Source organism: Neomoorella stamsii, from assembly GCF_002995805.1.
GTDB classification, from domain to species: domain Bacteria; phylum Bacillota; class DSM-521; order Neomoorellales; family Neomoorellaceae; genus Neomoorella; species Neomoorella stamsii.
This window is the reverse complement of record NZ_PVXL01000028.1, coordinates 1-21,033: the sequence shown is the minus strand read 5'-3', so window position 1 is coordinate 21,033 and position 21,033 is coordinate 1. Positions and strand designations below refer to the sequence as shown.

At 54.7% G+C, this 21,033-nt stretch carries 21 protein-coding genes, 1 tRNA gene and 1 pseudogene; 9 read left to right on the top strand and 14 right to left on the bottom strand.

Annotated features, from left to right (window positions below):
- Positions 1-247 (bottom strand): annotated as a pseudogene (locus tag MOST_RS04935) (hypothetical protein); the annotation flags it as partial.
- Positions 244-1,845 carry a spore germination protein gene (locus MOST_RS04930; protein ID WP_054935298.1) on the bottom strand — a complete coding sequence of 534 codons (1,602 nt, stop codon included), beginning with the start codon at positions 1,843-1,845 and terminating at the stop codon, positions 244-246. The pseudogene MOST_RS04935 and the gene MOST_RS04930, both read right to left, overlap by 4 nt.
- Positions 1,846-2,049: 204 nt before the next feature.
- Here MOST_RS04930 and MOST_RS04925 point away from each other — a divergent pair.
- Positions 2,050-2,128 (top strand) — tRNA-Pro (locus MOST_RS04925).
- Between the two features lie 247 nt (positions 2,129-2,375).
- On the opposite strand, the gene trmL is transcribed toward MOST_RS04925, so the two are convergent.
- A complete protein-coding gene (gene trmL / locus MOST_RS04920; protein ID WP_054935297.1) occupies positions 2,376-2,840 on the bottom strand; it encodes a tRNA (uridine(34)/cytosine(34)/5-carboxymethylaminomethyluridine(34)-2'-O)-methyltransferase TrmL in 465 nt (154 codons plus the stop codon).
- 108 nt (positions 2,841-2,948) lie between these two features.
- Positions 2,949-3,239, bottom strand: a complete 291-nt coding sequence (locus MOST_RS04915; RefSeq protein ID WP_083476399.1) for a DUF503 domain-containing protein — start codon at positions 3,237-3,239, stop codon at positions 2,949-2,951.
- Positions 3,240-3,423: 184 nt separating this feature from the next.
- Here MOST_RS04915 and MOST_RS04910 point away from each other — a divergent pair, with 184 nt between their 5' ends.
- A complete protein-coding gene (locus tag MOST_RS04910) occupies positions 3,424-5,352 on the top strand; it encodes an aconitate hydratase (RefSeq protein WP_054935296.1) in 1,929 nt (642 codons plus the stop codon).
- A gap of 158 nt (positions 5,353-5,510) precedes the next feature.
- Here MOST_RS04910 and MOST_RS04905 read toward each other — a convergent pair whose 3' ends face one another.
- Positions 5,511-5,885, bottom strand: a complete 375-nt coding sequence (locus MOST_RS04905) for an ATP-binding protein (RefSeq protein ID WP_054935295.1) — start codon at positions 5,883-5,885, stop codon at positions 5,511-5,513.
- 83 nt (positions 5,886-5,968) lie between these two features.
- Complete coding sequence (nth, locus tag MOST_RS04900; RefSeq protein WP_054935294.1) at positions 5,969-6,619, bottom strand: endonuclease III; 651 nt, start codon at positions 6,617-6,619, stop codon at positions 5,969-5,971.
- Positions 6,620-6,671: 52 nt separating this feature from the next.
- Here nth and MOST_RS04895 point away from each other — a divergent pair, with 52 nt between their 5' ends.
- On the top strand, positions 6,672-6,914 hold the full coding sequence (locus tag MOST_RS04895) for a YkoF family thiamine/hydroxymethylpyrimidine-binding protein (RefSeq protein WP_054935293.1): 243 nt from the start codon (positions 6,672-6,674) through the stop codon (positions 6,912-6,914).
- Positions 6,915-6,989: 75 nt separating this feature from the next.
- Here the strand turns inward: MOST_RS04895 and pckA are convergent, their stop codons facing one another.
- The 4 genes from pckA to MOST_RS17175 form a co-directional block, all read right to left on the bottom strand.
- Entirely contained in the window at positions 6,990-8,570 is a 1,581-nt protein-coding gene (gene pckA / locus MOST_RS04890) for a phosphoenolpyruvate carboxykinase (ATP) (RefSeq protein WP_054935292.1), read from the bottom strand.
- 316 nt (positions 8,571-8,886) lie between these two features.
- Entirely contained in the window at positions 8,887-9,180 is a 294-nt protein-coding gene (locus MOST_RS04885) for a carboxymuconolactone decarboxylase family protein (protein WP_054935291.1), read from the bottom strand.
- Between the two features lie 143 nt (positions 9,181-9,323).
- Positions 9,324-10,415: a glucosidase family protein gene (locus tag MOST_RS04880; RefSeq protein WP_054935290.1), complete on the bottom strand. Its 1,092-nt coding sequence runs from the start codon at positions 10,413-10,415 to the stop codon at positions 9,324-9,326.
- A 343-nt stretch (positions 10,416-10,758) separates the two neighbouring features.
- A complete protein-coding gene (locus MOST_RS17175; protein ID WP_157049450.1) occupies positions 10,759-10,923 on the bottom strand; it encodes a hypothetical protein in 165 nt (54 codons plus the stop codon).
- 241 nt (positions 10,924-11,164) lie between these two features.
- Here MOST_RS17175 and MOST_RS04875 point away from each other — a divergent pair, with 241 nt between their 5' ends.
- The 6 genes from MOST_RS04875 (at position 11,165) to MOST_RS04855 (ending at position 14,062) form a co-directional block, all read left to right on the top strand.
- Entirely contained in the window at positions 11,165-11,476 is a 312-nt protein-coding gene (locus MOST_RS04875) for a cupin domain-containing protein (RefSeq protein ID WP_054935289.1), read from the top strand.
- 13 nt (positions 11,477-11,489) lie between these two features.
- The gene (locus MOST_RS18335; protein ID WP_340637976.1) at positions 11,490-11,603 is read left to right on the top strand and encodes a DUF488 family protein, N3 subclade; all 114 of its coding nucleotides are present in this window, start codon (positions 11,490-11,492) and stop codon (positions 11,601-11,603) included.
- Between the two features lie 177 nt (positions 11,604-11,780).
- Positions 11,781-12,806, top strand: a complete 1,026-nt coding sequence (locus MOST_RS04870) for a uroporphyrinogen decarboxylase/cobalamine-independent methonine synthase family protein (protein ID WP_054935288.1) — start codon at positions 11,781-11,783, stop codon at positions 12,804-12,806.
- 69 nt (positions 12,807-12,875) lie between these two features.
- Positions 12,876-13,262 (top strand): PAS domain-containing protein, encoded by a 387-nt coding sequence (locus tag MOST_RS04865; protein WP_054935287.1) that lies wholly within the window; start codon positions 12,876-12,878, stop codon positions 13,260-13,262.
- 169 nt (positions 13,263-13,431) lie between these two features.
- Positions 13,432-13,668 (top strand): AbrB/MazE/SpoVT family DNA-binding domain-containing protein, encoded by a 237-nt coding sequence (locus MOST_RS04860; protein WP_054935286.1) that lies wholly within the window; start codon positions 13,432-13,434, stop codon positions 13,666-13,668.
- A complete protein-coding gene (locus MOST_RS04855; protein WP_161952799.1) occupies positions 13,604-14,062 on the top strand; it encodes a type II toxin-antitoxin system VapC family toxin in 459 nt (152 codons plus the stop codon). Before MOST_RS04860 ends, MOST_RS04855 begins: the two co-directional genes overlap by 65 nt.
- Positions 14,063-14,101: 39 nt before the next feature.
- Here MOST_RS04855 and nrfD read toward each other — a convergent pair whose 3' ends face one another.
- From nrfD to MOST_RS04835, 4 genes are all read right to left on the bottom strand, one after another.
- The gene (gene nrfD / locus MOST_RS04850) at positions 14,102-15,349 is read right to left on the bottom strand and encodes an NrfD/PsrC family molybdoenzyme membrane anchor subunit (protein ID WP_054935284.1); all 1,248 of its coding nucleotides are present in this window, start codon (positions 15,347-15,349) and stop codon (positions 14,102-14,104) included.
- Positions 15,350-15,421: 72 nt separating this feature from the next.
- Positions 15,422-16,108: a 4Fe-4S dicluster domain-containing protein gene (locus tag MOST_RS04845; protein WP_054935283.1), complete on the bottom strand. Its 687-nt coding sequence runs from the start codon at positions 16,106-16,108 to the stop codon at positions 15,422-15,424.
- Positions 16,108-18,681: a molybdopterin-dependent oxidoreductase gene (locus tag MOST_RS04840; RefSeq protein ID WP_054935282.1), complete on the bottom strand. Its 2,574-nt coding sequence runs from the start codon at positions 18,679-18,681 to the stop codon at positions 16,108-16,110. The genes MOST_RS04845 and MOST_RS04840 overlap by 1 nt, the downstream gene beginning before the upstream one ends.
- Positions 18,682-19,011: 330 nt before the next feature.
- On the bottom strand, positions 19,012-20,904 hold the full coding sequence (locus tag MOST_RS04835) for a molybdopterin oxidoreductase family protein (RefSeq protein ID WP_054935281.1): 1,893 nt from the start codon (positions 20,902-20,904) through the stop codon (positions 19,012-19,014).
- Positions 20,905-21,033: the final 129 nt, after the last annotated feature.

Genomic DNA, 21,033 nt, shown 5'->3' with positions numbered 1-21,033 from the left:
CGTCTTGCCCTTCGCCACCGCCCCCACCGCCCCCACCCCTGGTAACCATGCGGCGCAGGACCGGCATTTCAAGGGTAATTTTCCAGGGTTCTGTCACCACCAAACTACCACCGGCAACAGTCAGGTCAACTGCTGCCCCCAGCACCAGGGCCCGGCGTTCCAGGTCTTTATTATCCCAGCAACCAGCTGTAATTATTGTTAACAATAATAGAAGTAGGCCGGCCCGGTACAGGCTCCTCCGGTTCATTGCTTTTTCTTCCCCCTACCAATGCGCCTGGCTTCCAGGGGTCTGAGATAGGCGGGGCGCAAGCGCTCCCTGAAAAGGGCGGTCCGGTAAATACTATCTTTAAGATCTGCGGCTGTCCAGGGTGCCCAGGGCTTAAGATAAGGTACACCGAAGCTTTTTAAAGAAACCATGTGGGTAAGGATTAGCATTAACCCTAAAATAACGCCATAGAGGCCAAAAACAGCCGCCATGATCATTAAAAAGAAACGCAAGATCCGTAAGGAGATAGCAGCGTCATAACTGGGAACGACAAACCCGGCTATAGCTGTCAGTGCCACAACAATTACCATGGCCGAGCTGACAATACCCGCCTGGACCGCCGCCTGGCCCAAAATAAGCGCCCCCACCACCCCCAGGGTTTCCCCTAGGGGGCCTGGCAGGCGTATACCAGCTTCCCGCAATAGCTCCAGGACACTTTCCATGATAAAGGCTTCGATAATAGTTGGAAAAGGGAGGCCTTCGCGACCGGCGCCGATGGAAATGGCCAGGGAGGTAGGGATCATTTCCGGCGTAAAGGAAACCATGGCAATGTAGAAGGACGGTAGCAGCAGGGCCAGGAAAGAGCCGGAAAAACGCAAAGTGCGAATCAGGACAGCAATAAACCAGCGGTGGTAATGATCTTCCGGGCTATGCATTAAGGAGTTGAAAGTCGCAGGTACAATCAGGGCAAAAGGTGTATTATCGGTTAAAATAACTACCCGCCCTTCCAGGAGGGCGGCGGCAGCTTCATCGGGCCTTTCGGTATTTTGGATCTGGGCAAAGGGCGAATACCATTTATCCTCGATAAACTGCTCGATATAGCTGCTTTCCAGGATACCGTCGATATCGATTTTGTTGAGGCGTTGCTCCACTTCAGTGATCAACCCAGGGTTAGCTATACCCTCAATGTACATTAAACCAACTGTCGTCTGGCTGCGCCGGCCCAAAAAATAAGTCTTTAATTTAAGCTGAGGGTCCCGCAGGCGGCGCCGCAAGAGGGCCGTATTGGTCCGCAGGCAATCAGAAAAGCCCTCACGAGAACCCCTGATTAAGGCTTCGGTAGGCGGCTCTTCCACTCCCCGGTGTTCCCAGCCATAAACCTCAATGGCCAGAGCCCGGTTGACACCATCAAGTAAAAATAAGGCAAAGCCGCTCAGGATACAGCGGGCCGCTTCCCGAAAATCAATTATTTCCCGGACATTGGCTACAGTTAAAAGGGAGTCCCTGACCTGGCGGTAGAGTTCATAAGGTGCCCCCGTCAATACCGGCATCGCCTGGGGCGCTTCCAGGAGGATTGATTTCATAATCTGATCATTAACAATATCATTGTTTACCAGCCCGTCGACATAAACAAGAGCCGCCTGATGCCCCATAACCCCGCCAATTCGCATCTGCCTGTAGACAACATCCTGGCAGTCGGCAAAAATGGCTTGTAAAGTTTCTAGATTAACCGCCAAACTATATTGCAACGGCAGTGCTGCCGCCTGCCCTTCATCCACCAGGGGAAGGGTTATTTTTTCTTCTCTTGTTTTTGAGGCCTTATTCCTATGTCCCAGGTAACGCCAGGATTTATTAGCCACCAGGATTTCTTCTCCTTAAAATGCTATCTTTATCTTGCCTGGAAAAACAGTAAAATATAACCTGGAAAGTCAGCAATACCTGGTTTAGAAAGTTAAAGAAAAGTTATAGCAAACTACAGAGAAGTCATAAGGATATTTTCCAGGGCAAAGGAAAAAAGCTACATTGACTTCACCCGGTTTTTGGGTTATAATAAGTTTTGCTGCCGGGATGTAGCTCAGCTTGGCTTAGAGCGCACGGTTCGGGACCGTGAGGTCGCTGGTTCGAATCCAGTCATCCCGACCATTGTTTTCGAAAGATAAAAGGCCTATCTCAGCAAGAGATGGGCCTTTTTAATTTTAGGTCATCACCCTTTGAGGCGGCCGACATAAGATATATTGAAACCAGTCAAGGAGGGGAAGTTACATGGGCGGCCTAACCCTAGACAGACGTTTTGCTTTCATCCTTTTCCTGATCCTCATCCTGCTGTTCTTCGGTGACAATTAAAAAAATGGTCAAGTTTAATCCGGGGCCAGGTCAACCTGGCCCTTTTTTATACCAGTCCGGGGAAAGCAAGCTGGCGCAGGGCTTCGTAAAGGACCAGGGCGACGGTATTGGCTAGATTTAGCGAACGAAGCCCCGGGCGCATGGGAATGCGCAATACCTTCTCCCCTGCCGGCTTCAGGATGGAGGCAGGCAGGCCACGGGTTTCGGGGCCAAAGACGAGAAAATCTCCCGGACGATATTTGACATCCGTATAATGGCGATGGCCCTTAGTCGAAAGGTAGTAACAAGTGGCTTGGGGGTAGGTTTCCTGAAAAGACTGCCAGCTGTTATGTTCATGGATAGTTACTTCCTGCCAGTAATCCAGGCCGGCGCGCTTCAAGTGCTTTTCATCCAGGCGGAAGCCAAGGGGATGGATTAAATGTAAGACCGTCCCCGTAGCCGCGCAGGTACGGGCAATATTGCCGGTATTCTGGGGGATTTCCGGCTGGTAGAGGACAACGTGCAGTGGCAAGGTAATCTAATCTCCTTTGAAAATGCTCTTTCACTTAAATAAAAGTCAGCCCTCTAATTTTCAGGGTTCACTGGCGGTATCCAGCCCGCGTTGAAGGATTATTCCAAACTAAAGTAACTCCGTATGATAATCCACCAGCTCGATCTCACCTTCAGCCTCCAAAAAGCCCATGACCGCGGCCAGGACCTGGTCGGCATGGCTGCCGGCGGTGCTGACGCAGGCAATGCCCACCTCGGCCTCCTGGTGGCTGTCATGGCGCCCTACTTCGGCGGCGGCGACGTTAAAGCGGTTGTGCAACCGCGTCAGGACACTCTTCAGCACCCGTCGCTTATCCTTCAGGTTCCTTGCCCCGGCAATACGCAGGGTCGCTGTACTTACCCCTATTACCATTCCCCTCATTCCTTCCCCCTGAATTTTCCCTTTTTACCAGGGTTATTTTTATGTTCCCTCATACCGGCAACGGGTTCACATTTCGGCCCACTTTTGTTATATTATATCTGAAACTGGTGCAGCCAGTTTCTAAAAGTCTCCCACTTCTGACCTCCCACTTCCCACTTCTATTTATGGAGAGGAGGAAACTATCTTGGGCCAGAATTTAGCCCAGAAAATAATCAGCCAGCACCTGGTGGCCGGCAAGATGGTGCCGGGGGAGGAAGTTGCCATCCGCATCGACCAGACCCTGACCCAGGACGCCACCGGCACCATGGCCTACCTGCAGCTGGAAGCCATGGGCATCCCCCGAGTGCGGACCAAACTTTCCGTCAGCTATGTCGACCATAATACCCTCCAGACCGGCTTTGAAAACGCCGATGACCACCTTTTCCTGCAGAGCATAGCCGCTAAATACGGTATCATCTTTTCCCGTCCCGGCAACGGCATTTGCCACCAGGTTCACCTGGAGCGCTTTGCCGTCCCGGGGACAACCCTCCTGGGTGCTGACAGCCATACCCCCACGGCCGGTGGGGTGGGCGCCCTAGCCATCGGCGCCGGCGGCCTGGATGTCGCCGTGGCCATGGCCGGTGGACCCTTTTATTTTAACATGCCGGTGGTGATCCGTGTCAATTTACACGGCCGCTTATCTCCCTGGGTCAGCGCCAAGGATATTATCCTGGAGGTTTTACGCCGCCTGACGGTCAAAGGTGGGGTGGGTAAAATCATCGAATACGGCGGGGATGGCGTTGCCACCCTTTCCGTACCGGAACGAGCCACCATTACCAATATGGGCGCCGAGCTGGGCGCCACCACCTCCATCTTTCCCAGCGACGAGATTACCCGGGCCTTCCTGGCCGCCCAGGGACGGGCTGCCGACTGGGTAGAATTACTACCGGATGCCGATGCTACCTATGAACAGATCATTGATATTGACCTGGGAAACCTGGAACCCCTGGTGGCCAGGCCTCACATGCCGGATAACGTGGCCACCGTCCGGGAAGTAGGTCCAATTAAAGTCAACCAGGTGGCCATCGGTAGCTGCACTAATTCTTCATATGCCGACCTCATGCGCGTGGCGGCCATCCTTAAAGGCAAGCGCGTTCACCCGGATGTCAGCCTGGTCATTGCCCCCGGTTCCCGCCAGGTCTTCCGGATGCTGGCGGATAACGGCGCCCTGGCCGACCTGGTCACCGCCGGCGCCCGCATTCTGGAATGCGCCTGCGGCCCCTGCATTGGGATGGGACAGGCCCCGCCTTCGGGCGGTGTCTCGGTGCGGACCTTCAACCGCAACTTCCAGGGCCGCAGCGGTACTGCTGACGCTTTAGTTTACCTGGCCAGCCCTGAGGTTGCTGCTGCGACGGCCATCAATGGATACTTAAGCGATCCCCGGGAACTTGGGGACCCCATCAATATAACTTTACCGGCAAGCTTCCCCGTAGACGATGGCATGTTTATCTTCCCGCCGGAGGATGGTTCGCAGGTGGAGATCCGGCGCGGGCCCAACATCAAGCCGCTGCCGTTACCTCAGCCGCCTGACCCGGTGATTGAAGCGCCGGTAATCTTAAAGACGGGCGATAATATTACGACTGACCATATTTCACCGGCCGGAGCCAAATACCTGCCCCTCCGTTCCAATATTCCTGCCCTGGCCGAGCACGCTTTCGAAGGGGTGGACCCAACCTTTGCCCGGCGGGCCAGGGAAGCCGGCCAGGGAATAATTGTCGGAGGGCAAAACTACGGCCAGGGATCCAGCCGCGAACATGCCGCCCTCTGCCCCATGTACCTGGGCATCAAAGCCGTCATTGCCAAATCCTTCGCCCGTATCCACCGCAGTAACCTGGTGAACTTTGGTATCCTGCCGCTAACCTTTGCCGACCCGGCTGATTATGACCGCATTGCAGCCGGTGATAAACTGGCCATCGATTTAAGGAGCGGCTTGGGTCAGGAGGAAATCGCAGTTACTAACGTCACCCGGGGCTTTACCTTTAAAGTGCGCCACGGCCTTTCACCCCGCCAGCAGACCATCATCCTGGCCGGGGGACTATTGAACTATACCAGGCAGCAAGCAAAAGGGAACTGACCATAGTGCTTTCATGGCGGAAATGAATAAAGTAGAAATAAAACCACCCGGGAAGGTAAACCCGGGTGGTTTTGATATGGCCATTATCAGGAAGCCGTAACGTGGCCCCTGACCACGGTTATTGGCCTCTTTTCCCAGCCTGAAGCGATATCTTACCATTATCCGTGGATCAATACCGGCAGGCAGCGGGTGCAGACCCAGGTGCTTTCGCCGTGGTGGCGGGTAAAGAGAAGGACAGCCCTGGTTTCATCGGCGCCGCAACGTAGGCAGCGGGGCGATGCGCCTTGAGCCCTTTTTGCCTCCAGGTTCTTTTCCGCAGCCACCGGGTCAAAGGCCGGCGCCTCCCGCTCCTCGATGGTCAGGGCGCCGGTGGGACAGACATTCAGGCAGACCCCGGCGCCATCGCACAGTTCCTCCCGCAGGACTTTGGCCTTGCCGTTAACAATCTCAATGGCCCCCTCGACGCAGGGCGATACGCACAGGCCACAGCCGGTGCATTTCTCTTCGTCTATGCGGACAATCTTGCGTTTCATAAGATCACCCTCTTTTGAGACATAGATTTTTATCAAGCTGCTTTGCTTACCTTTATTTTTATTTTAGCTCCTCTGTGAAAAGCTCATTGTGATGCCTTGCCCCGCCTATTGTGATCCACATCACTACAGTAACTACTAACCACACACTCCCGGCACCCGGGGTGCCTGGCCCTGCAGACCGCCCGGCCGTGGTGGATCAGCAAGTGGTGGGCTTCACCGCGGGTACCGGGCGGCAGGACGGCCATCAGCTGCTTTTCCGTCTCCCGGACATTAACGGCACAGGCCAGGCCCAGGCGGTTGGCCACCCGGAAGACATGGGTGTCGACAGCGATGACATCCCGGCCGTAGGCGTTGCTCAGGACCACATTGGCCACTTTGCGGCCTACGCCGGGAAGATCTAGGAGTTCCTCCAGGCTGTCCGGTACCCGGCCACCGTATTTTTCCACCATGGTCCGGCAGGCAGCCACCAGGTGGGCGGCTTTCATCCGGTACAGGCCCAGGCTTTTAATACAGGCGGCGACCTCTTCCGGGTCTGCCGCCGCTAAAGCTGCTGGCGTGGGATAACGCCGGAAAAGCTCCGCTGTCACCTTGTTTACCTGGTCATCGGTGGTCTGGGCCGAGAGGATGGCCGCCACCAGGAGTTCAAAGGCATTGCTGTACTTGAGGCGCGACCGCGCCCCCGGGTAAGCAACCCGCAAAGCCTGCAGAATTGCTTCTACTCTACTCTTTTGCATAACCACTTTCTCCTTGATAAAAAATAGTTACAAACGAAAGGAGGAAGCTGCAATGCTCAGCGCGGAAGTAAGCCTTTACCCTCAAAAGACAACCCGGGCCAGCGACATTATCAATGACGCTATCCAGTCCCTGGCCCAGCAGGGCGTTAGCTACAATGTCGGCCCCATAAGCACCGAAATCCACGGCTCGGAAGAACAGGTCTGGGCCGGTATCCGTTCCCTTTTTGCCCGGGCCAGTTCGGCCGGCGAAGTCAGCATGGTCGTTACCCTTTCCAATGCGGCCCGTAAAGGCTGAACCCCGTTTCCGGAATCAAAAAGCCGGTGTATATCATATACAGCCGGCTTTTTTATATTCTTAGCAGGAGCATTTCTACTTACTGACAGGTCCGGCCTCCAGGATGCTGGCCGGGACGTCCTTGAATTTGGCAAAGTTCTCCCTGAAGAGGCCGGCCAGTTTGCGAGCCATGGCATCATATTTTTCCGGTTCCCCCCAGGTATTGCGGGGATTGAGAATTTCCGCCGGGATCCCGGGGCAGGCTTTAGGTACCAGGAAGCCGAAAACAGGGTCGGAGGTAAATTCCACCTCATCCAGTTCACCGTTTAAAGCCGCCCTGACCATGGCCCGGGTATAGGGCAGGCTCATACGCCGGCCGGTCCCGTAGGGTCCCCCTGTCCAGCCGGTATTGACCAGGTAAACGCTGGCGTTATGTCTGGCTATTCTTTCTCCCAGGAGGCCGGCATAAACCATGGGCGACCGCGGCAGGAAGGGTGCCCCGAAACAGGTGGAGAAGGTAGCCTGGGGCTCGGTAATCCCCCGTTCGGTACCGGCCAGCTTGCTGGTATAACCGGACAGGAAATGGTACATGGCCTGTTCCCGGGTGAGTTTGGCTATCGGAGGCATAACGCCAAAGGCGTCAGCGGTGAGGAAAACTACCGTCCGGGGATGGCCGCCCACCCCCGGGATGACGGCGTTGGGGATGAAATCTACCGGGTAGGCAGCGCGGGTGTTTTCCGTCAGGGCATCGCTGTCGTAGTCAATGATTCGGCAATGGGGGTCTACCACCACATTCTCCAGGACGCTACCGAAACGGATGGCGTTCCAGATCTGGGGTTCGTGCTCGGCGGAAAGCTTGATGCACTTGGCATAGCAACCGCCTTCAAAGTTAAAAATGCCCTTGTCCGACCAGCCATGCTCATCGTCGCCAATGAGGTAGCGTTCCGGATCGGCCGACAGGGTAGTCTTGCCGGTACCGGAAAGACCGAAGAAAAGGGCCGTATCGCCTGCCGGGCCCATGTTGGCCGAGCAGTGCATGGGGCAAACACCCTGATCTGGTAATAAATAGTTCATGACGGTAAAGATGGATTTTTTCATCTCGCCGGCGTAGGAGGTACCGCCGATGATCACCAGGCGCCGGTCAAAGTTGAGGACAATAAAGGCCTCGGAACGGGTGCCGTCAAGTTCCGGGTTGGCCTTAAAACCTGGGGCACAGATAACGGTAAACTGGGGTTCATGCCCGGCCAGTTCGGCCGCTGTCGGCCGGATAAAAAGCTGGTGAACAAACAGGTTCTGCCAGGCATACTGGTTGACAATCCTAATGGGCATGCGGTAGGCAGGATCAGCCCCGACAAAACCGTCAAAAACGAAGAGATCCCTTCCCTGGAGGTAAGCCGTCAGGCGGCTGTAGAGGCATTCAAAGGTTGTCTCGCTCACAGGCTGGTTGACGGTACCCCAGCTGATGCTGTCGTGGACGGTGGGAGTGTCCACGATAAACCTGTCGTTAGGGGAACGGCCGGTATATTTGCCGGTATTAACGCTTAAAGCCCCATTGGGAGCCAGGATGCCTTCTCCGCGGGCCAGGGCTATCTCAACCAGCCGGGCCACCGGCAGGTTACGGTAAACAGTACCGGGATTAACGAGACCCAAGCGCTCTAAACCATAAGTATTACCCATAAGCTCTCCCTTCCTTCTCTCTCTATGATCTTTAGCAATATACCATAAGGGCTGAAGGAAGGTCAACAGAATCACGAAATGTATACAGTACACCTGTTTTCAGGGGTTACCAGTAGGAACTGTAATGGCCAGCAGTATCCACTTAAACTCCACTTTATGATACTAAATTTCAGAAAGCGGAGATAAAGCGGAGGGAAAGTGGAGAGAAGCAAGGGCCGGCTGTTAAATTATACTTAACTTCTAAAGGCCAAACCTTCTCTCCCGACATGGGACTCTGGGGACATGACCGATAAAAAAAGGGGCGCCGCCCCATATCTTACCGATAAGCAACCCCGCTGGCCGCCAGCACGCCGTTGCCGGCGACAAAGTAGGCCAGGCGCAGGGCTTCCCTGATTTCTTCCTCGCTGGCGCCGAGATCGCGGGCCTGCCTTGCCAGGACGGCTACCCCTTCGCTGGCGCCGTGGGCGGCATCCAGGGCCAGGGTAATCAGGGTTTTGGTTTTGGCGTCCAGGGCGCCGGGGGCCATGGCCGTTTCCGCCACGGCTTTGACGGCCCGGTAAAACTCCGGGTCCCGCCCGGCCAGGGCTTCAATAAAGGCTGGTAAGGGCATAGATATCGCCTCCTTATTCCTGCTATTTTACATGTTCTCCCTGCAGATACAAAATCCTGCCAAATTTTAATAGCTAGGCCGGAATTTTCATGCCATCGCTGGTTACGGCTCGCCGCCATGAGTGGCTTCTCATATCTGTACCATTATTCCCCTGAAACCCCCGCAAGATAAGCTTTAAGGGCCAGAAGCAGGATGCCGGCCTCGGCGGCGTGATAAGGCCAGGGGTGGCCGCGGGATAGGATGTGATCCTGGAGGCCGCTAACATACTGGCGCACCCGCCAGCGGTCTTCCATGAGGGCAGCGGCATAGACTACCAGGGTGGTGGTGAAATTCTCCGGCGTCGTTTGCCGGTACCAGTGGGGATAATTACGCAGGAAATTGGCGTACAGGCGCCGGGCAGCCTCTTCCCGGGGCGTGAGGACGCCGGTTATAATGGGAAACATTTGCGCCAGGGCGTCCGGGTACCACTTCTTCCAGTTGGGCCGCCGGCGTAGGCCGGCGCGGTAAATAGCCGGGCAGTAGCCGCCATCGAGAAGCATTTTAGCCTGGATGGCATCTTTTACTCTTGCGGCCAGGGCTGCATATCTACCGGCTTCTTGGGCGTACTTACTGACCTTTTTCTCCCCCTCCGCCCCCAGGTGTCCGTTCGGCATCCGTGCTTCTGCAGCGTACCCCCTGACGCGCGCCAGCAGCCAGGCGTAATCTTTTAACCCCTGATAGACCTCACAGTTGTCCATCAGGTATTTAACCTTCCAATCCGGCCGTGCCAGGGTAAGGTTATCCTTTTGCAAGGTTGCCAGCATCGCCCCGGCTACCAGTTCGAGCTCCGGCAGGTGGTGCGCGACCCACTCCCTGTCGCCGCTGGCTTCATAATAGCGCCGCACCAGGGTGAGAAAGGTAGCGGCGTAAGAGTCGGAGGAATCGTAGCTGTAAGCAGGCACTTCCGTACTGGCCGCGTCCCCTACCCCCTCCCCTATACTTTTTCGTTCTATATAATAGTCGTAAACTGTACCCGTCACGCCGTAGCGATCTGGCCTTTCCAGATGGGCCAGGTACCAGTCCAGGTAGGCTCGCACCCGCGGTAGACTCAACCCCCAGGCCGCCAGGCCGTAGAGAGCCAGATGAGCAAAATAGGGCACAATCTTCGGCCGGCCAGGGTAAGCAGTAACCACTGCCCCGCTGGGAAGTTGCTGGGCCAGGATCCAGCCGGCCTCCTGGCGGATAACAGCTTCCATAAAAACACCCCCACCATATGTTATGGCGGGGGTGGCGCTTATAACATTGAAGCCAACCCTAAATTCTGGATAATGGCTTCAACTTCATCCCAGAACTCTGTCAAGCTCACTTCCCTGGCCCCTTTTTACATACCTGGTAACCCCGCTCCATAATGATTAGTTTACTAATTGCGCGGGTTCTAGCAATAGTCTCCGCTTCCTGAAGTAAAGCCATCCAATTATTCATGTTTACTCAGCCTAGCCAGTTCACTGCGTAGTTCCCCTAACCTCGTTTCAGCCAGTTCCCAGTCAAAATAATCCTGCTCAACTTCCCAATCTCCTTGTGGTAATGATTGTCGGAAGGTCATAAAATCGGTACCATATTTTTTTGGAAAGTAGTGCTTATTACTTCATATTTACGGATATCACTCAGTACTTTTTGCCGGAGCAATTTCCATAAACTTTCATTAGGTTCTTGGGCTGGCTCTAAACGAATTAAGGTCTCAAGTAACTCTTTGCTAACAGACATCCCGGGGTGCCCCCTTTCTCTGAAACTATTCTAACATCCATTCCATATACTGTCAAAGCCCGGTTTATTTCTACAGTACTGACGTAAATCCCCGCCCGGCGTAAGTACCGGGCGTAACCTTAGAGCCCAACATCTTTATTTCGCTCTTTTCTTATTGATCCTTGGCCGGCGGTAAAAGTTCTTTAGCGCATAATGCTGATTTATCCTGGAGTACAAAAGGCCGTCCTGGCGGGAAAACTGGTTGCCTACTAACAGGTCCTACAGCAAAGCTAATAAGGCGCGGGCCGTATTGGACGTGCCCTACATCAATATCATGAACCTGACCCTGGCGCCGGGTGACGAAGTGCCGTCCCACACTACCCCGGTAGACGTGCTCTTGCACGTCATCGCGGGTGAGGGGTCCATTACCATCGGCCCGGAAACAGCCCGGGTCGCTACCGGGGATATCGTGGTCAGCCCGGCACACATCCCCCATACCCTGGAGGCCAATGCCGGTAGCGATTTCAGCGTCCTGGTGATGAAAATTCCCAACCCGAAAAAAGGGGCCTCCTGAAAGGGGCAACAGGATGTTCCGGCTGAAACGTATTTACGAACCAGCGGCGGTTGATGACGGTTTCAGGGTCCTCATCGACCGCCTCTGGCCTCTAAAATCTCCTTATGTTGCCTTACCAGCGTCATAGATAACATGAGGCATACCCCCCTTTATAGCAATTATAAACTAACTAGCAATAAATGGCACGTGATAAGGATCACACTGGCAAGACAATCTTACTCACAATTGCAGGAAGAAAAAAGGGGTAATATTGGCATATGATCTAAAAGAACTGCCAATCACCATAAGAAGGGAGAACTGTTCCATGAAACTCCCTGGTAATTGTTTAACCACCGCCATGGGTATTCTGCCCCACACTGATCCGGAGTCAGCCTTAAAACTGGCCCTTTCCCAGGATATCCCCTTCTGGCCGCAACTACCCCGGCTGAGTTTTTACGAAGATATGTACGCTCAGGTTTCAGAGCATTTTCCCGGCATTAAGTTGGATTTCGGGGAGAAGGTCATCCGCTTCAATACAAACGACTTTTACAAAGAACTACCTGCTTATAGCGAGAACTGGGAAGACCTCGATTACTTTCGCCTCTCTCCGGAGTACGCCAGGGTTTATCAGCGTTTCCTTTCGGCTGATTTATCCACTTATCCCGCTATTCGCGGCCAGTCCATCGGCCCCGTTAGCTTTGGTCTCAAAATAATTGACGAGAAACAGGCACCGATCATCTACAATGACGAAATCAGGGGGTTCCTCTATGATTTTATAGCTAAAAAAATCCAGGCCCAGTACCTGGATCTGGTCACCAGGAATCCCAGGGCTTTTGTCTGGGTAGATGAACCGGGCCTGGAACTGGTCTTTATGGCCCTTACCGGCTACAGTTCGGAAAGGGCCAGGGAAGATTATCGCCATTTCCTGGCCATGCTCCCCGGACCTAAAGGGGTACATCTCTGCGGCAATCCCGACTGGTCTTTTTTGCTGGGCCTGGAACTTGACATTATCTCCCTCGATGCCCTGCAGTGGGGGCACATTTTTACCCGCTACACCGGCGAAGTGAAAGAGTTCCTGCAAAGGGGCGGTATTATCTCCTGGGGCATCACCCCCACCCTGACCGAAGAGGTAGAAAAGGTAACGATTGAAAAGCTGGTAGCCCAATTGGAAAATCTCTGGGATTATTTGCACGGGCAGGGGATTAGCAAAGAAACTATTATAACCCAGGCCTGGCTGGCGCCGGCCCGCTGCTGCCTGGTAAATGCCGATGGCGCCGCTTCCGTCGAAAAATCCTTCCGGCTGCTCAAAGAAGTTGCCGGGGTAATCAGGAAGAAATACGGGTTATTATAACTTGTAACCCTTGGTGGTCACAAAGCTGACGTTGAAACCGCCTCTTTTTGTAAAAGGAGGACCAGGGCGATGGTTAATCTGATAGAAGAACTACTGCTGCAACTACTTGGAGAAATCCCCATAGGGGTAACCTGGATGGATGCTAACGGCCGTTTGTTCTATACCGACCCTTTGGCCGAAAAACTTCTAGGACCGGCACCGGGCGCTACCGCCACCTTCCTGGACTGCCACCCACCCCATTTGCATGGGCGAATCCAGGCATGCTGGCAAGAAATTACAGGGCAATCCCCCTCTATATGGCAGCACACCATTTACCATGGCAACCGCTGGGTACAGAACTATTTTATCCCTTTAAGCCAAAACTGCTATTTTAAAGGGTTGGTCATCATCAGCCGCGAAATTACCGGGAAACACAGGCGCCCCTATTTTGTCCAGCCTGGCAAACTTTTTCTCTAGAAAAATTTTGAGCCATACAAAAACTGTTTTGTTATTGGGTTGTCATGGATTCGGGTTTGATATTTCTTTCTTTCCACGGAAAATCCTGTTAATAGCCAGATGGGCTTTCGTATACGTTGATTCTCCTTGGCCTTACCTTTATAATGTAAGTTGAGGAGGGAGTAAGGCAGTGCCGGTAGTGACGATATCTTCAAAAGGACAGCTAATTATCCCCGCTGACTTCCGGAAAAAATATGCCATTAAGCAGGGGGACAAGTTTGAGGTACAGGTGACCGAGGGGAAGCTGGTACTGGTCCCCCTGAAGGAAAAACCCTTCGTGCGGTTGTACGGAGCGTTAAAGGGTGAAACCAGCCTGGTCCGGTCGCTGCAAGCAGAACATGCCAGGGAAACCGAAGAAGAAAACTAAAGAAGTATACGTCTTGGACGCCTATGCTCTACTGGCCTTCCTGGAAGCGGAAGCAGGAGGAAAACGGGTTAGGGATCTGCTGGAAGAAACGAAAAATTGTTTTTATATCAGCGCCGTCAGCCTGGGCGAAGTATACTATACAATTCTCAGGGAACGGGGTAAAGAGGCCGCCGAAAAAGTGGAAGCCGAAATAAACCAAGCGGGCAATATCTACGTCGTCGACGCCACGTGGGAAATGGCAAAGGCGGCGGGAGAGTTTAAGGCCAGGGGTGGAATTTCTTACGCGGACTGTTTTGCGGCCGCCCTGGCCATGGAAAAAAACGCGCTCCTCGTGACCGGCGACCGCGAGTTTGAGCATGTAGCCGACAAGATCCGGATATTTTGGATAGTTTGAGGCTTACGTTAATCTTAAAGCCGGGACCGTCGTCCCGGCTTAACGTTTATCCGGCAAGAAATTATACGAACCCACCATGAAAGTAATAATCAACAAGGCCAGGCCAAAGGGCAAAAGGTCAACGGCCAATTCAAAGATAGTGGGCACGTAGGGCCAGGAGCTGGCAAATACCGGCGCTCCTGCCTTAAATTCACCAACTGCTATGGGGTAATTCCAGCCCTCGACTTCCATGCCGGGGAGGGAAAGGCTTAAGGGGAACTGGTTAAAGGCCGGGAACATTAACATCAGCCGGTGGGTAAAGACGCCGGTAAAGAGCAAAGCGCATCCCAGCAAGAGAGAACTGGCCTTTGTCTGACCCCTCTGGCTAAAGAAGTAGACCATGGTAAAGGCAGGCAGGGCGATTTCCACCAGGTAGACCGGGGCGTAGCGATTAAATACCAGTGATAGAATGCCCATGGCTTCGGGACTGCCCCACCACCAGTGGATTAAGATATCCATGGCTACGAAAAAGAAGTGGACGGCCAGGGCGCCGGCTGTAATCCGGGCCAGGGTATTAAAGGCGCCGGCATACTGGTTAAACCTCTCTTTCCCGGCCACCAGGAGGGCAATCACCAGGACCAGGGCCGTCCCGGAAGCCACCGCCACAGCAATGAAATCCGGAGGTAAAACTGCCGTATACCACCAGCCGCGGGAGGCCTGGGTGGCAAAAATCAAGGCCGTGATGGTGTGAATTAGAATCGCCACCGGGAGCCCCACCATGGCTACCCGCCGGGACCACCTGGCAGAAATGCTTTCTACTTCCTCCTGGGAAAGCGTCCTTGTCCAGCCGTTAAGAAAACCGCATCCTCCCTTTTTCCAGTCAGGCAAAAGCTGAAAATAGACGCTTAAAAAAGTTAATATGGTATAGGCGCTAACAACTATTACGTCCCAGATTAAAGGCGACCGGAAATTGGGGTGCAGCAGCAAGTTGTAAATCCTGTCTACCCGCCCCAGGTCAGGCAGGATGATTACCGCCGCGGCCATAATGCTGGCAAAGGCGGAAAGGGAAGCAATGCGGGTAAAGGGCTTTAACTGCTCAAGATTGAAAAGGTAAACCGAAGAAGAAACGATTAGCCCCCCGGCGGCAATCCCCACAAAGAAAGCAAAGGTAGCAATATACAGTCCCCAGCTAAAGGGATTGCGCATACCGGTCACAATCAGGCCGCTTTTAAGCTGGTAGCCCCAGGTAAATAAACTTACCAGCAAAAGAACCAGACCCAGGGCAAAAGCCACATTTAGTTTCCTCACAAGGTCTCCCTCCTAGAAAATGTTACTTGCCTGGCTTTGTTGAATGGCACTATCCCGAGTAAAGGTCTTCCCTTACTTCCGCGGTCCTGCGGGCGGCAGGTAAAAGACTTTGGGCTTTGTACCCAGTTCTTCTTTCAGCCTTAGGGCCTGTCGTTGCCGCACCAGGCGGCTTACCTCCGACCTGGGGTCATCGAGGTCGCCAAAGAAGCGCGCCCCGGCCGGGCAGGCCTGGACACAGACAGGTGATTGGCCTTTATCGGTATACTGCACGCAGAAGGTGCATTTTTCCACAATTCCTTTGGGACGATCCGGCTTGTAAACCAGGCGGCCGTTCTGGTCACGATACTCGAAAGGATAGCCGTAATCATACCCCGGCATATAACCCGCCTTCGCTTTGGCCTTTTGCTGGTCCTCCCAGTTGAACTGGCGCACGCCATAGGGACAGGCAGCCATGCAGTAGCGGCAACCGATACAGCGCTCGTAGTCAACCAGCACCCGGCCCCGGTCGTCGGTGTAGGTCGCCCCCACCGGGCAGACCTTTTCACAGGGCGCGTTGGCGCACATCTGGCAGGATACGGGTAAAAAAGACATCTCCACTTCCCCGTTTTGAGCTACGGGAAGCTGGTGTTCTGGACTTCCAGGAGTAAAGACCCGGTTCCACCACATACCCGGCGGCTGGGAGTTGTGCCCTTTGCAAACCACCGCGCAGGTACGGCAGCCAATGCAGCGGTCCAGGTCGATGACCATTCCCAGTTTCACTATACCTCACCTGCCTTTCGTACATCGCAGAGGGCTTCGTTCCAGGCTGTATTGGGGGCCCATATCCCCGGTACAAAGTAGACCTCATGGGTGGGCTTGATAAAGGGATAGGTCAGGGAGTTATAAGAATCGCCATTAAGATAGCGGCTCCACCAGCCCTGCTCAAAGACGACTATTTTTCTCCCCAGGCCCGGGTCCAGGATGGCATAACCCCTGACCCGGCCGCGGTCATTGTAAATTTCGACAAGGTCGCCTTCTTTAATACCCTTTTCAGTAGCGTCCTGTGGGTTTAAGAAAACCTTCGGCTTATTATCCTGCAGCTCGTTCATCCAGAGGTTATTGGAATGGGTGGAGTGGACCCGGTAAAGGGAATTACGAGTGATATAGGCAAACTGGTACTTGCCCTTAGTTTCCGGGTTTAAGGCATACTCGCTATCCTCAAAGGGCGGCTTGTGCACGGGCAAAGTCTCACCCAGCTGGATAAAGGTTTCCTCTTCCTTATAAAACTCGATCCGGCCACTCCTGACAAATTTTGCCGTCGCTTCCAATGCCGCCGGCCGGCTGACGGGCGGGAAGGGCTTTTTAAACTGTACCTGTTCGTAAAAGGGAATCTGGCGATTTCCCGGTACCTCTGATTTCAGCCGCACCGGCCCCTTTTTCAGCTGCTCCAGGGTAATCCCGGCCACTGGCGGGCCGCCGGTTGTAAGGAGAAGTTCAATGGCTTTTTCCGCCGCCGTGTTCTCATCCAGGCCGGGGAAAAAGTGTTTTTCAAAGTCGGGATTGAGCCTTTTAGCCAGTTCTCTGGCCATCCAGAGTTCGGACCTGGCTTCATAAAGAGGCTTGATGGCCGGCTGCTGCAGCTGCATGTAGGGGTGCAAAGGAGTGGTTACCAGTTCGGTCTTTTCATACCAGGTGGCAGCCGGGAAAACGACATCGCTGTAACGGCAGCTGGTCGTCAGGGAAAAATCCAGGCCGGCAATGAATTCCAGTTCGCCCTTTACTGCCATCTGCCGCAAGCGGTCGGCCATATTATGCTGGTCGAAGGGGTTGCCCCAGCCAAAGATCAAGGCTTTGACCCCGTTCTTAGGCCACCTGGCTGTCATACTGGGGGTCGGGCCATGGAGGATATAAAGCCAGGGGAGCCAGCGGGGCGGCCTGGGGAACCACCATTCTTTGACATTAAACCGGATCTTGTACTGGCCGGCATAGGTGGAAATACCCGCACCCGGCTTGCCGATATTGCCGGTCAGCACCGGCAACAGGGCCAGGGCGCGGCCCTTCAAGTCGCCGTGATACCACTGGTAGTTGCTGGCACCATAGATAACATGCAGCGGTTTCGTTGTCGCCATCTCCCGGGCCAGGCGGACCATCGTATCCCCGGGAACGCCAGTCTCCTGCTCTACATAGGCCGGTGTATAGCTGGCTAAATGTTCTTTTAACAGCTGGAAGACCGGTTTAACCCTGACCAGCTGGCCATCTTTTAATTCGACTTCAATTTCTCCCTCCAGGATTACATCCGGGGGAAGCTTCAGCTTTTCCGGGTGCACGGCCAGGAACTGCCCGTTGTAAGCGACAAAGGCCTCCCGGTAGGGCGGTAGGCCGTCCGGTTTGGCCAGGCCCTTAACCTCATCCGCTTTCAGACGCTGCCTGGTATCAAGACGTACCAAAAGGGGCATATCGCTATAGGTTTTGATGAATTCCTCGTCGTAGAGCTTTTCTTCAATAATTAGCCTGGCCATCCCCAGGGCAAGGGCCGCATCGCTGCTGGGTTTAAGCTGGATCCATTCGTCGGCCTTGGCGGCCGTCGGGCTGTAGTTGGGGTCAAAAACAACCACCTTGGTTCCATTATTTCTGGCTTTGATCAGGAAGTCGGCATCAATAAGCCGGGTAACCATAATGTTGGAACCAAAGATGGCCATATAGCGGGAATTAAGCCATTCCAAGGGTTCCAGCTCTTCCGACTGGACGCCAAAGGTCATGGGCCAGAACATGGGCAGGTCGCCGTTCTGGTCGTAAGGGTGGATCAGGCTCCACCCTGCCATAGTAGCCAGGGCAATCCAGGCCCCCCTCTGGACGTGGCCGGTGCCGCCTACCTGAAAGATGAAACCGATGCTTTCGGGCCCGTATTTGGCGGCAATTTCCTTCAAACGGCTGGCCGTGTAATCCAGGGCTTCCTCCCAGGAAACTTCTTTAAATTCTCCTTGACCGCGCTCTCCCGTCCTGATGAGGGGTTTTTGGATGCGGTCCGGGCCATAGATAAGATTGAAAAAGGACAGGCCGCGCAAACACCCCCGGGGCCCGTACCCGGCATCGGGGTAATCACTGGTGGGTAATAAGGCCTTGATCTGCCCGTCGACGACCATGGCCCTGATGCCGCAGGCCAGGGTACAGTTGGGTGAACAGGTACTGCGTACGTATTTAACTTCTTTTAACGGGGACGTATCCTCTGCTCCGGCTTTCGGGATAAAATATCTCGTAGCCCCCGCCGTACCCGCCAGGACGGCCGTTGCCGCCGACGCCTTTAAAAACTGGCGCCGGCTGAGCTTAAATTCTCGCTTCTCTTTCTTCTTCATTATGGTCACCTCCAAGCGGCATTTAGGGACCAGACCCCGGCATCCCGTGGTGCTGGGAACTGGTTGCTCATTTACTAGTTCCGTCGTACTTTTCTAAAATAATATTTTCAGTGTTATAGGGCCAACTATACCCCATAAAAACTGCCACCTGGTAGTATTTTTGGTCATATATTCCCCTCCCCCTACCTTGTGAAAGTAACATATTTATACATGCCTTCTATAGCAAGTTTCGTGCCAGCAAAGTAAAAAGCCCCGGTCTCTATTATCCGGGGCTTTTCTGCCCTGCAAGGGTGGAAGGGCTCTCTAAAATTTTAGAACCCATCTCTAGAATTATAGAGAGTTTAGCCTCTCTATCCGGCAGGCGCCGGCCTTGGCCAGGGGCTGGCCGGAAAGGGGATCGACGTACCGGCCGGTCAGGTGGTTGGCCGCCTGCTGCCGGCCCCGTTCATTGGGGTCCAGATCACCAAAATGGAAGGGGACAAAAACCTCCCCCGGTGCTACCACATCTGTAAGCCTGGCCGGCACTTCAACCCAGCCCCGGCGGGACACCACCCGGACCACCTCGCCCTCGGCCACCTTTAAACGTGCCGCGTCTTGCGGGTTAATTTCCACATAGGCCCCGGGTACCAGGGCCTGGAGTTCCGGTATGCGCTTGGTCTTTGTCCGGGTATGGTAATGCTCAATAATCCGGCCGGTATTGAGCCAGAAGGGAAATTCTCCGTCAGGTACTTCCGGGGGCGGTGTATAAGGAACAGCCCAGAGGTGCGCCCTACCCTCCGGGTGATTAAACTCGCCATAACCCTGGGCTTCTTCCGGCCGGGTGGGAAAAACACCGGTAGTATAGAGCCGCGGCGTTTCCCGGCTCCCGGACGGGCAGGGCCACTGGACGCCCCTCTGACGTTCAAGCAGGGTGTAGTCCACGCCTGTCAGGTCATTGGGCCGGTGGCGGGTAAGCTCCCTTAACTCCTCAAAAGCCGCCGCCGGCCCCGGCCAGGCAAAGAGCTCCCCGGCACCCAGGTAGCGGGCCACCTGGCTGATGATGGTCAGGTCGTCCCGGGCCTCTCCTGGGGGATTCACAGCGCGGCGGACGAGATTCAGTCGCCGCTCGGAATTGGTAATTATCCCGTCCTTTTCTCCCCACCCGGCAGCGGGAAGAAAGATGTCGGCGAAGGCCGCCGTCTCCATGGGATAAAAGACGTCCTGGACAATTAAAAAGACCTTTTCTAGCTGGCGGCGGCTAAAACCCTGGTCGGGCAGGGAAACGGCCGGGTTGGTGCCTATGACCCACAGGACCTTGAGCCTGCCGGCAGCAATCAGCTCCAGCATGCGGTTGATATCATTGACCCGGCGGGGTAACCGGTCTTCCGGGATACCCCAGTAATTTGCCACCTGGCGGCGGTGCTCAGGATTCTCCGGGTTGCGGAAACCGGGCAAAGAACCACCGCCGCCAATCTCCCGCATGCTCAAGGCCGAAGCCTGGCCGGTAAGGGAAAAGGGCGCCGAACCCGGCCGGCCGATTTTACCGGTGATGAGGTGCAGGGAGTTAATCAAAGTTACCGTATCAACCGCCTGGCTGCTCTGGTTAACCCCCTGGCAAAAAACGGTGACGGCGCTGGGGGATTGGCCGAAGAGACGGGCGGCAGCCACAATATCCGCCGCCGGCACGCCAGTAAGGCCGGCCACCCGCTCCGGCGGGTAGGCGGCGGCCGCCCGGGCCAGTTCCTCAAAGCCAGTCGTCGCCCGCCGGATGAAGTCCCGGTCAAGCATGTCTTCCTTAATCAGAATATTAATCAAGCCATACAGCAGAGGGATGTTGCTGCCGCAACGCAGCCGCAGGTGGAGATCGGCCACCCGGGCCGGCAGGGTAAGGCGCGGGTCGGCCACCACGATTTTAGCCCCGTTAAGTTTACGGTTGCGTAAAATCCGCTGCCAGAGCTGGGGGTGCATCTCCGCCGGGTTGGCGCCAAAGATAAAGACGAGGCTGCTCACATCCAGGTCTTCGTAGCAGCCCGGCGGGGCGTCCACGCCAAAGGAGCGGATATAGCCGCTTACCGTGGAGGCCATACAGAGCCGGGTATTGGCATCAATATTGGGCGTACCCAGGACGCCTTTAGCCAGCTTGTGGATGGCGTAGTATTCCTCCAGGGTCAGCTGCCCGCCGTGATAAATGCCGACGGCTTCCGGACCGCCGGTTGCCAGGGCTTCCCGGAGACGTTGTGCCACCTCCTATCTCAATAATTTGCTTCTAGCTCGTTAAATCTCTTGCTCTCTTAGATTTTCATTTTTATGATGAAGTCCAAGAAGGCAGACTAAGCCTTCATCTTCATCATCAGTAGACGTAGTTGTTGTGGA

What these genes read in the sequence shown, in the direction of transcription:
- MOST_RS04865 (WP_054935287.1), top strand. Translation starts at nt 12,876, where the DNA reads ATGGTTAATCTGATAGAAGAACTACTGCTGCAACTACTTGGAGAAATC.
- MOST_RS04840 (WP_054935282.1), bottom strand. Translation starts at nt 18,681, where the DNA reads ATGAAGAAGAAAGAGAAGCGAGAATTTAAGCTCAGCCGGCGCCAGTTT.
- MOST_RS04905 (WP_054935295.1), bottom strand. Translation starts at nt 5,885, where the DNA reads ATGAAACGCAAGATTGTCCGCATAGACGAAGAGAAATGCACCGGCTGT.
- pckA (WP_054935292.1), bottom strand. Translation starts at nt 8,570, where the DNA reads ATGGGTAATACTTATGGTTTAGAGCGCTTGGGTCTCGTTAATCCCGGT.
- MOST_RS04895 (WP_054935293.1), top strand. Translation starts at nt 6,672, where the DNA reads ATGCTCAGCGCGGAAGTAAGCCTTTACCCTCAAAAGACAACCCGGGCC.
- MOST_RS04915 (WP_083476399.1), bottom strand. Translation starts at nt 3,239, where the DNA reads ATGAGGGGAATGGTAATAGGGGTAAGTACAGCGACCCTGCGTATTGCC.
- MOST_RS04870 (WP_054935288.1), top strand. Translation starts at nt 11,781, where the DNA reads ATGAAACTCCCTGGTAATTGTTTAACCACCGCCATGGGTATTCTGCCC.
- MOST_RS18335 (WP_340637976.1), top strand. Translation starts at nt 11,490, where the DNA reads ATGTTCCGGCTGAAACGTATTTACGAACCAGCGGCGGTTGATGACGGT.
- MOST_RS04880 (WP_054935290.1), bottom strand. Translation starts at nt 10,415, where the DNA reads ATGGAAGCTGTTATCCGCCAGGAGGCCGGCTGGATCCTGGCCCAGCAA.
- MOST_RS04885 (WP_054935291.1), bottom strand. Translation starts at nt 9,180, where the DNA reads ATGCCCTTACCAGCCTTTATTGAAGCCCTGGCCGGGCGGGACCCGGAG.
- nth (WP_054935294.1), bottom strand. Translation starts at nt 6,619, where the DNA reads ATGCAAAAGAGTAGAGTAGAAGCAATTCTGCAGGCTTTGCGGGTTGCT.
- MOST_RS17175 (WP_157049450.1), bottom strand. Translation starts at nt 10,923, where the DNA reads ATGTCTGTTAGCAAAGAGTTACTTGAGACCTTAATTCGTTTAGAGCCA.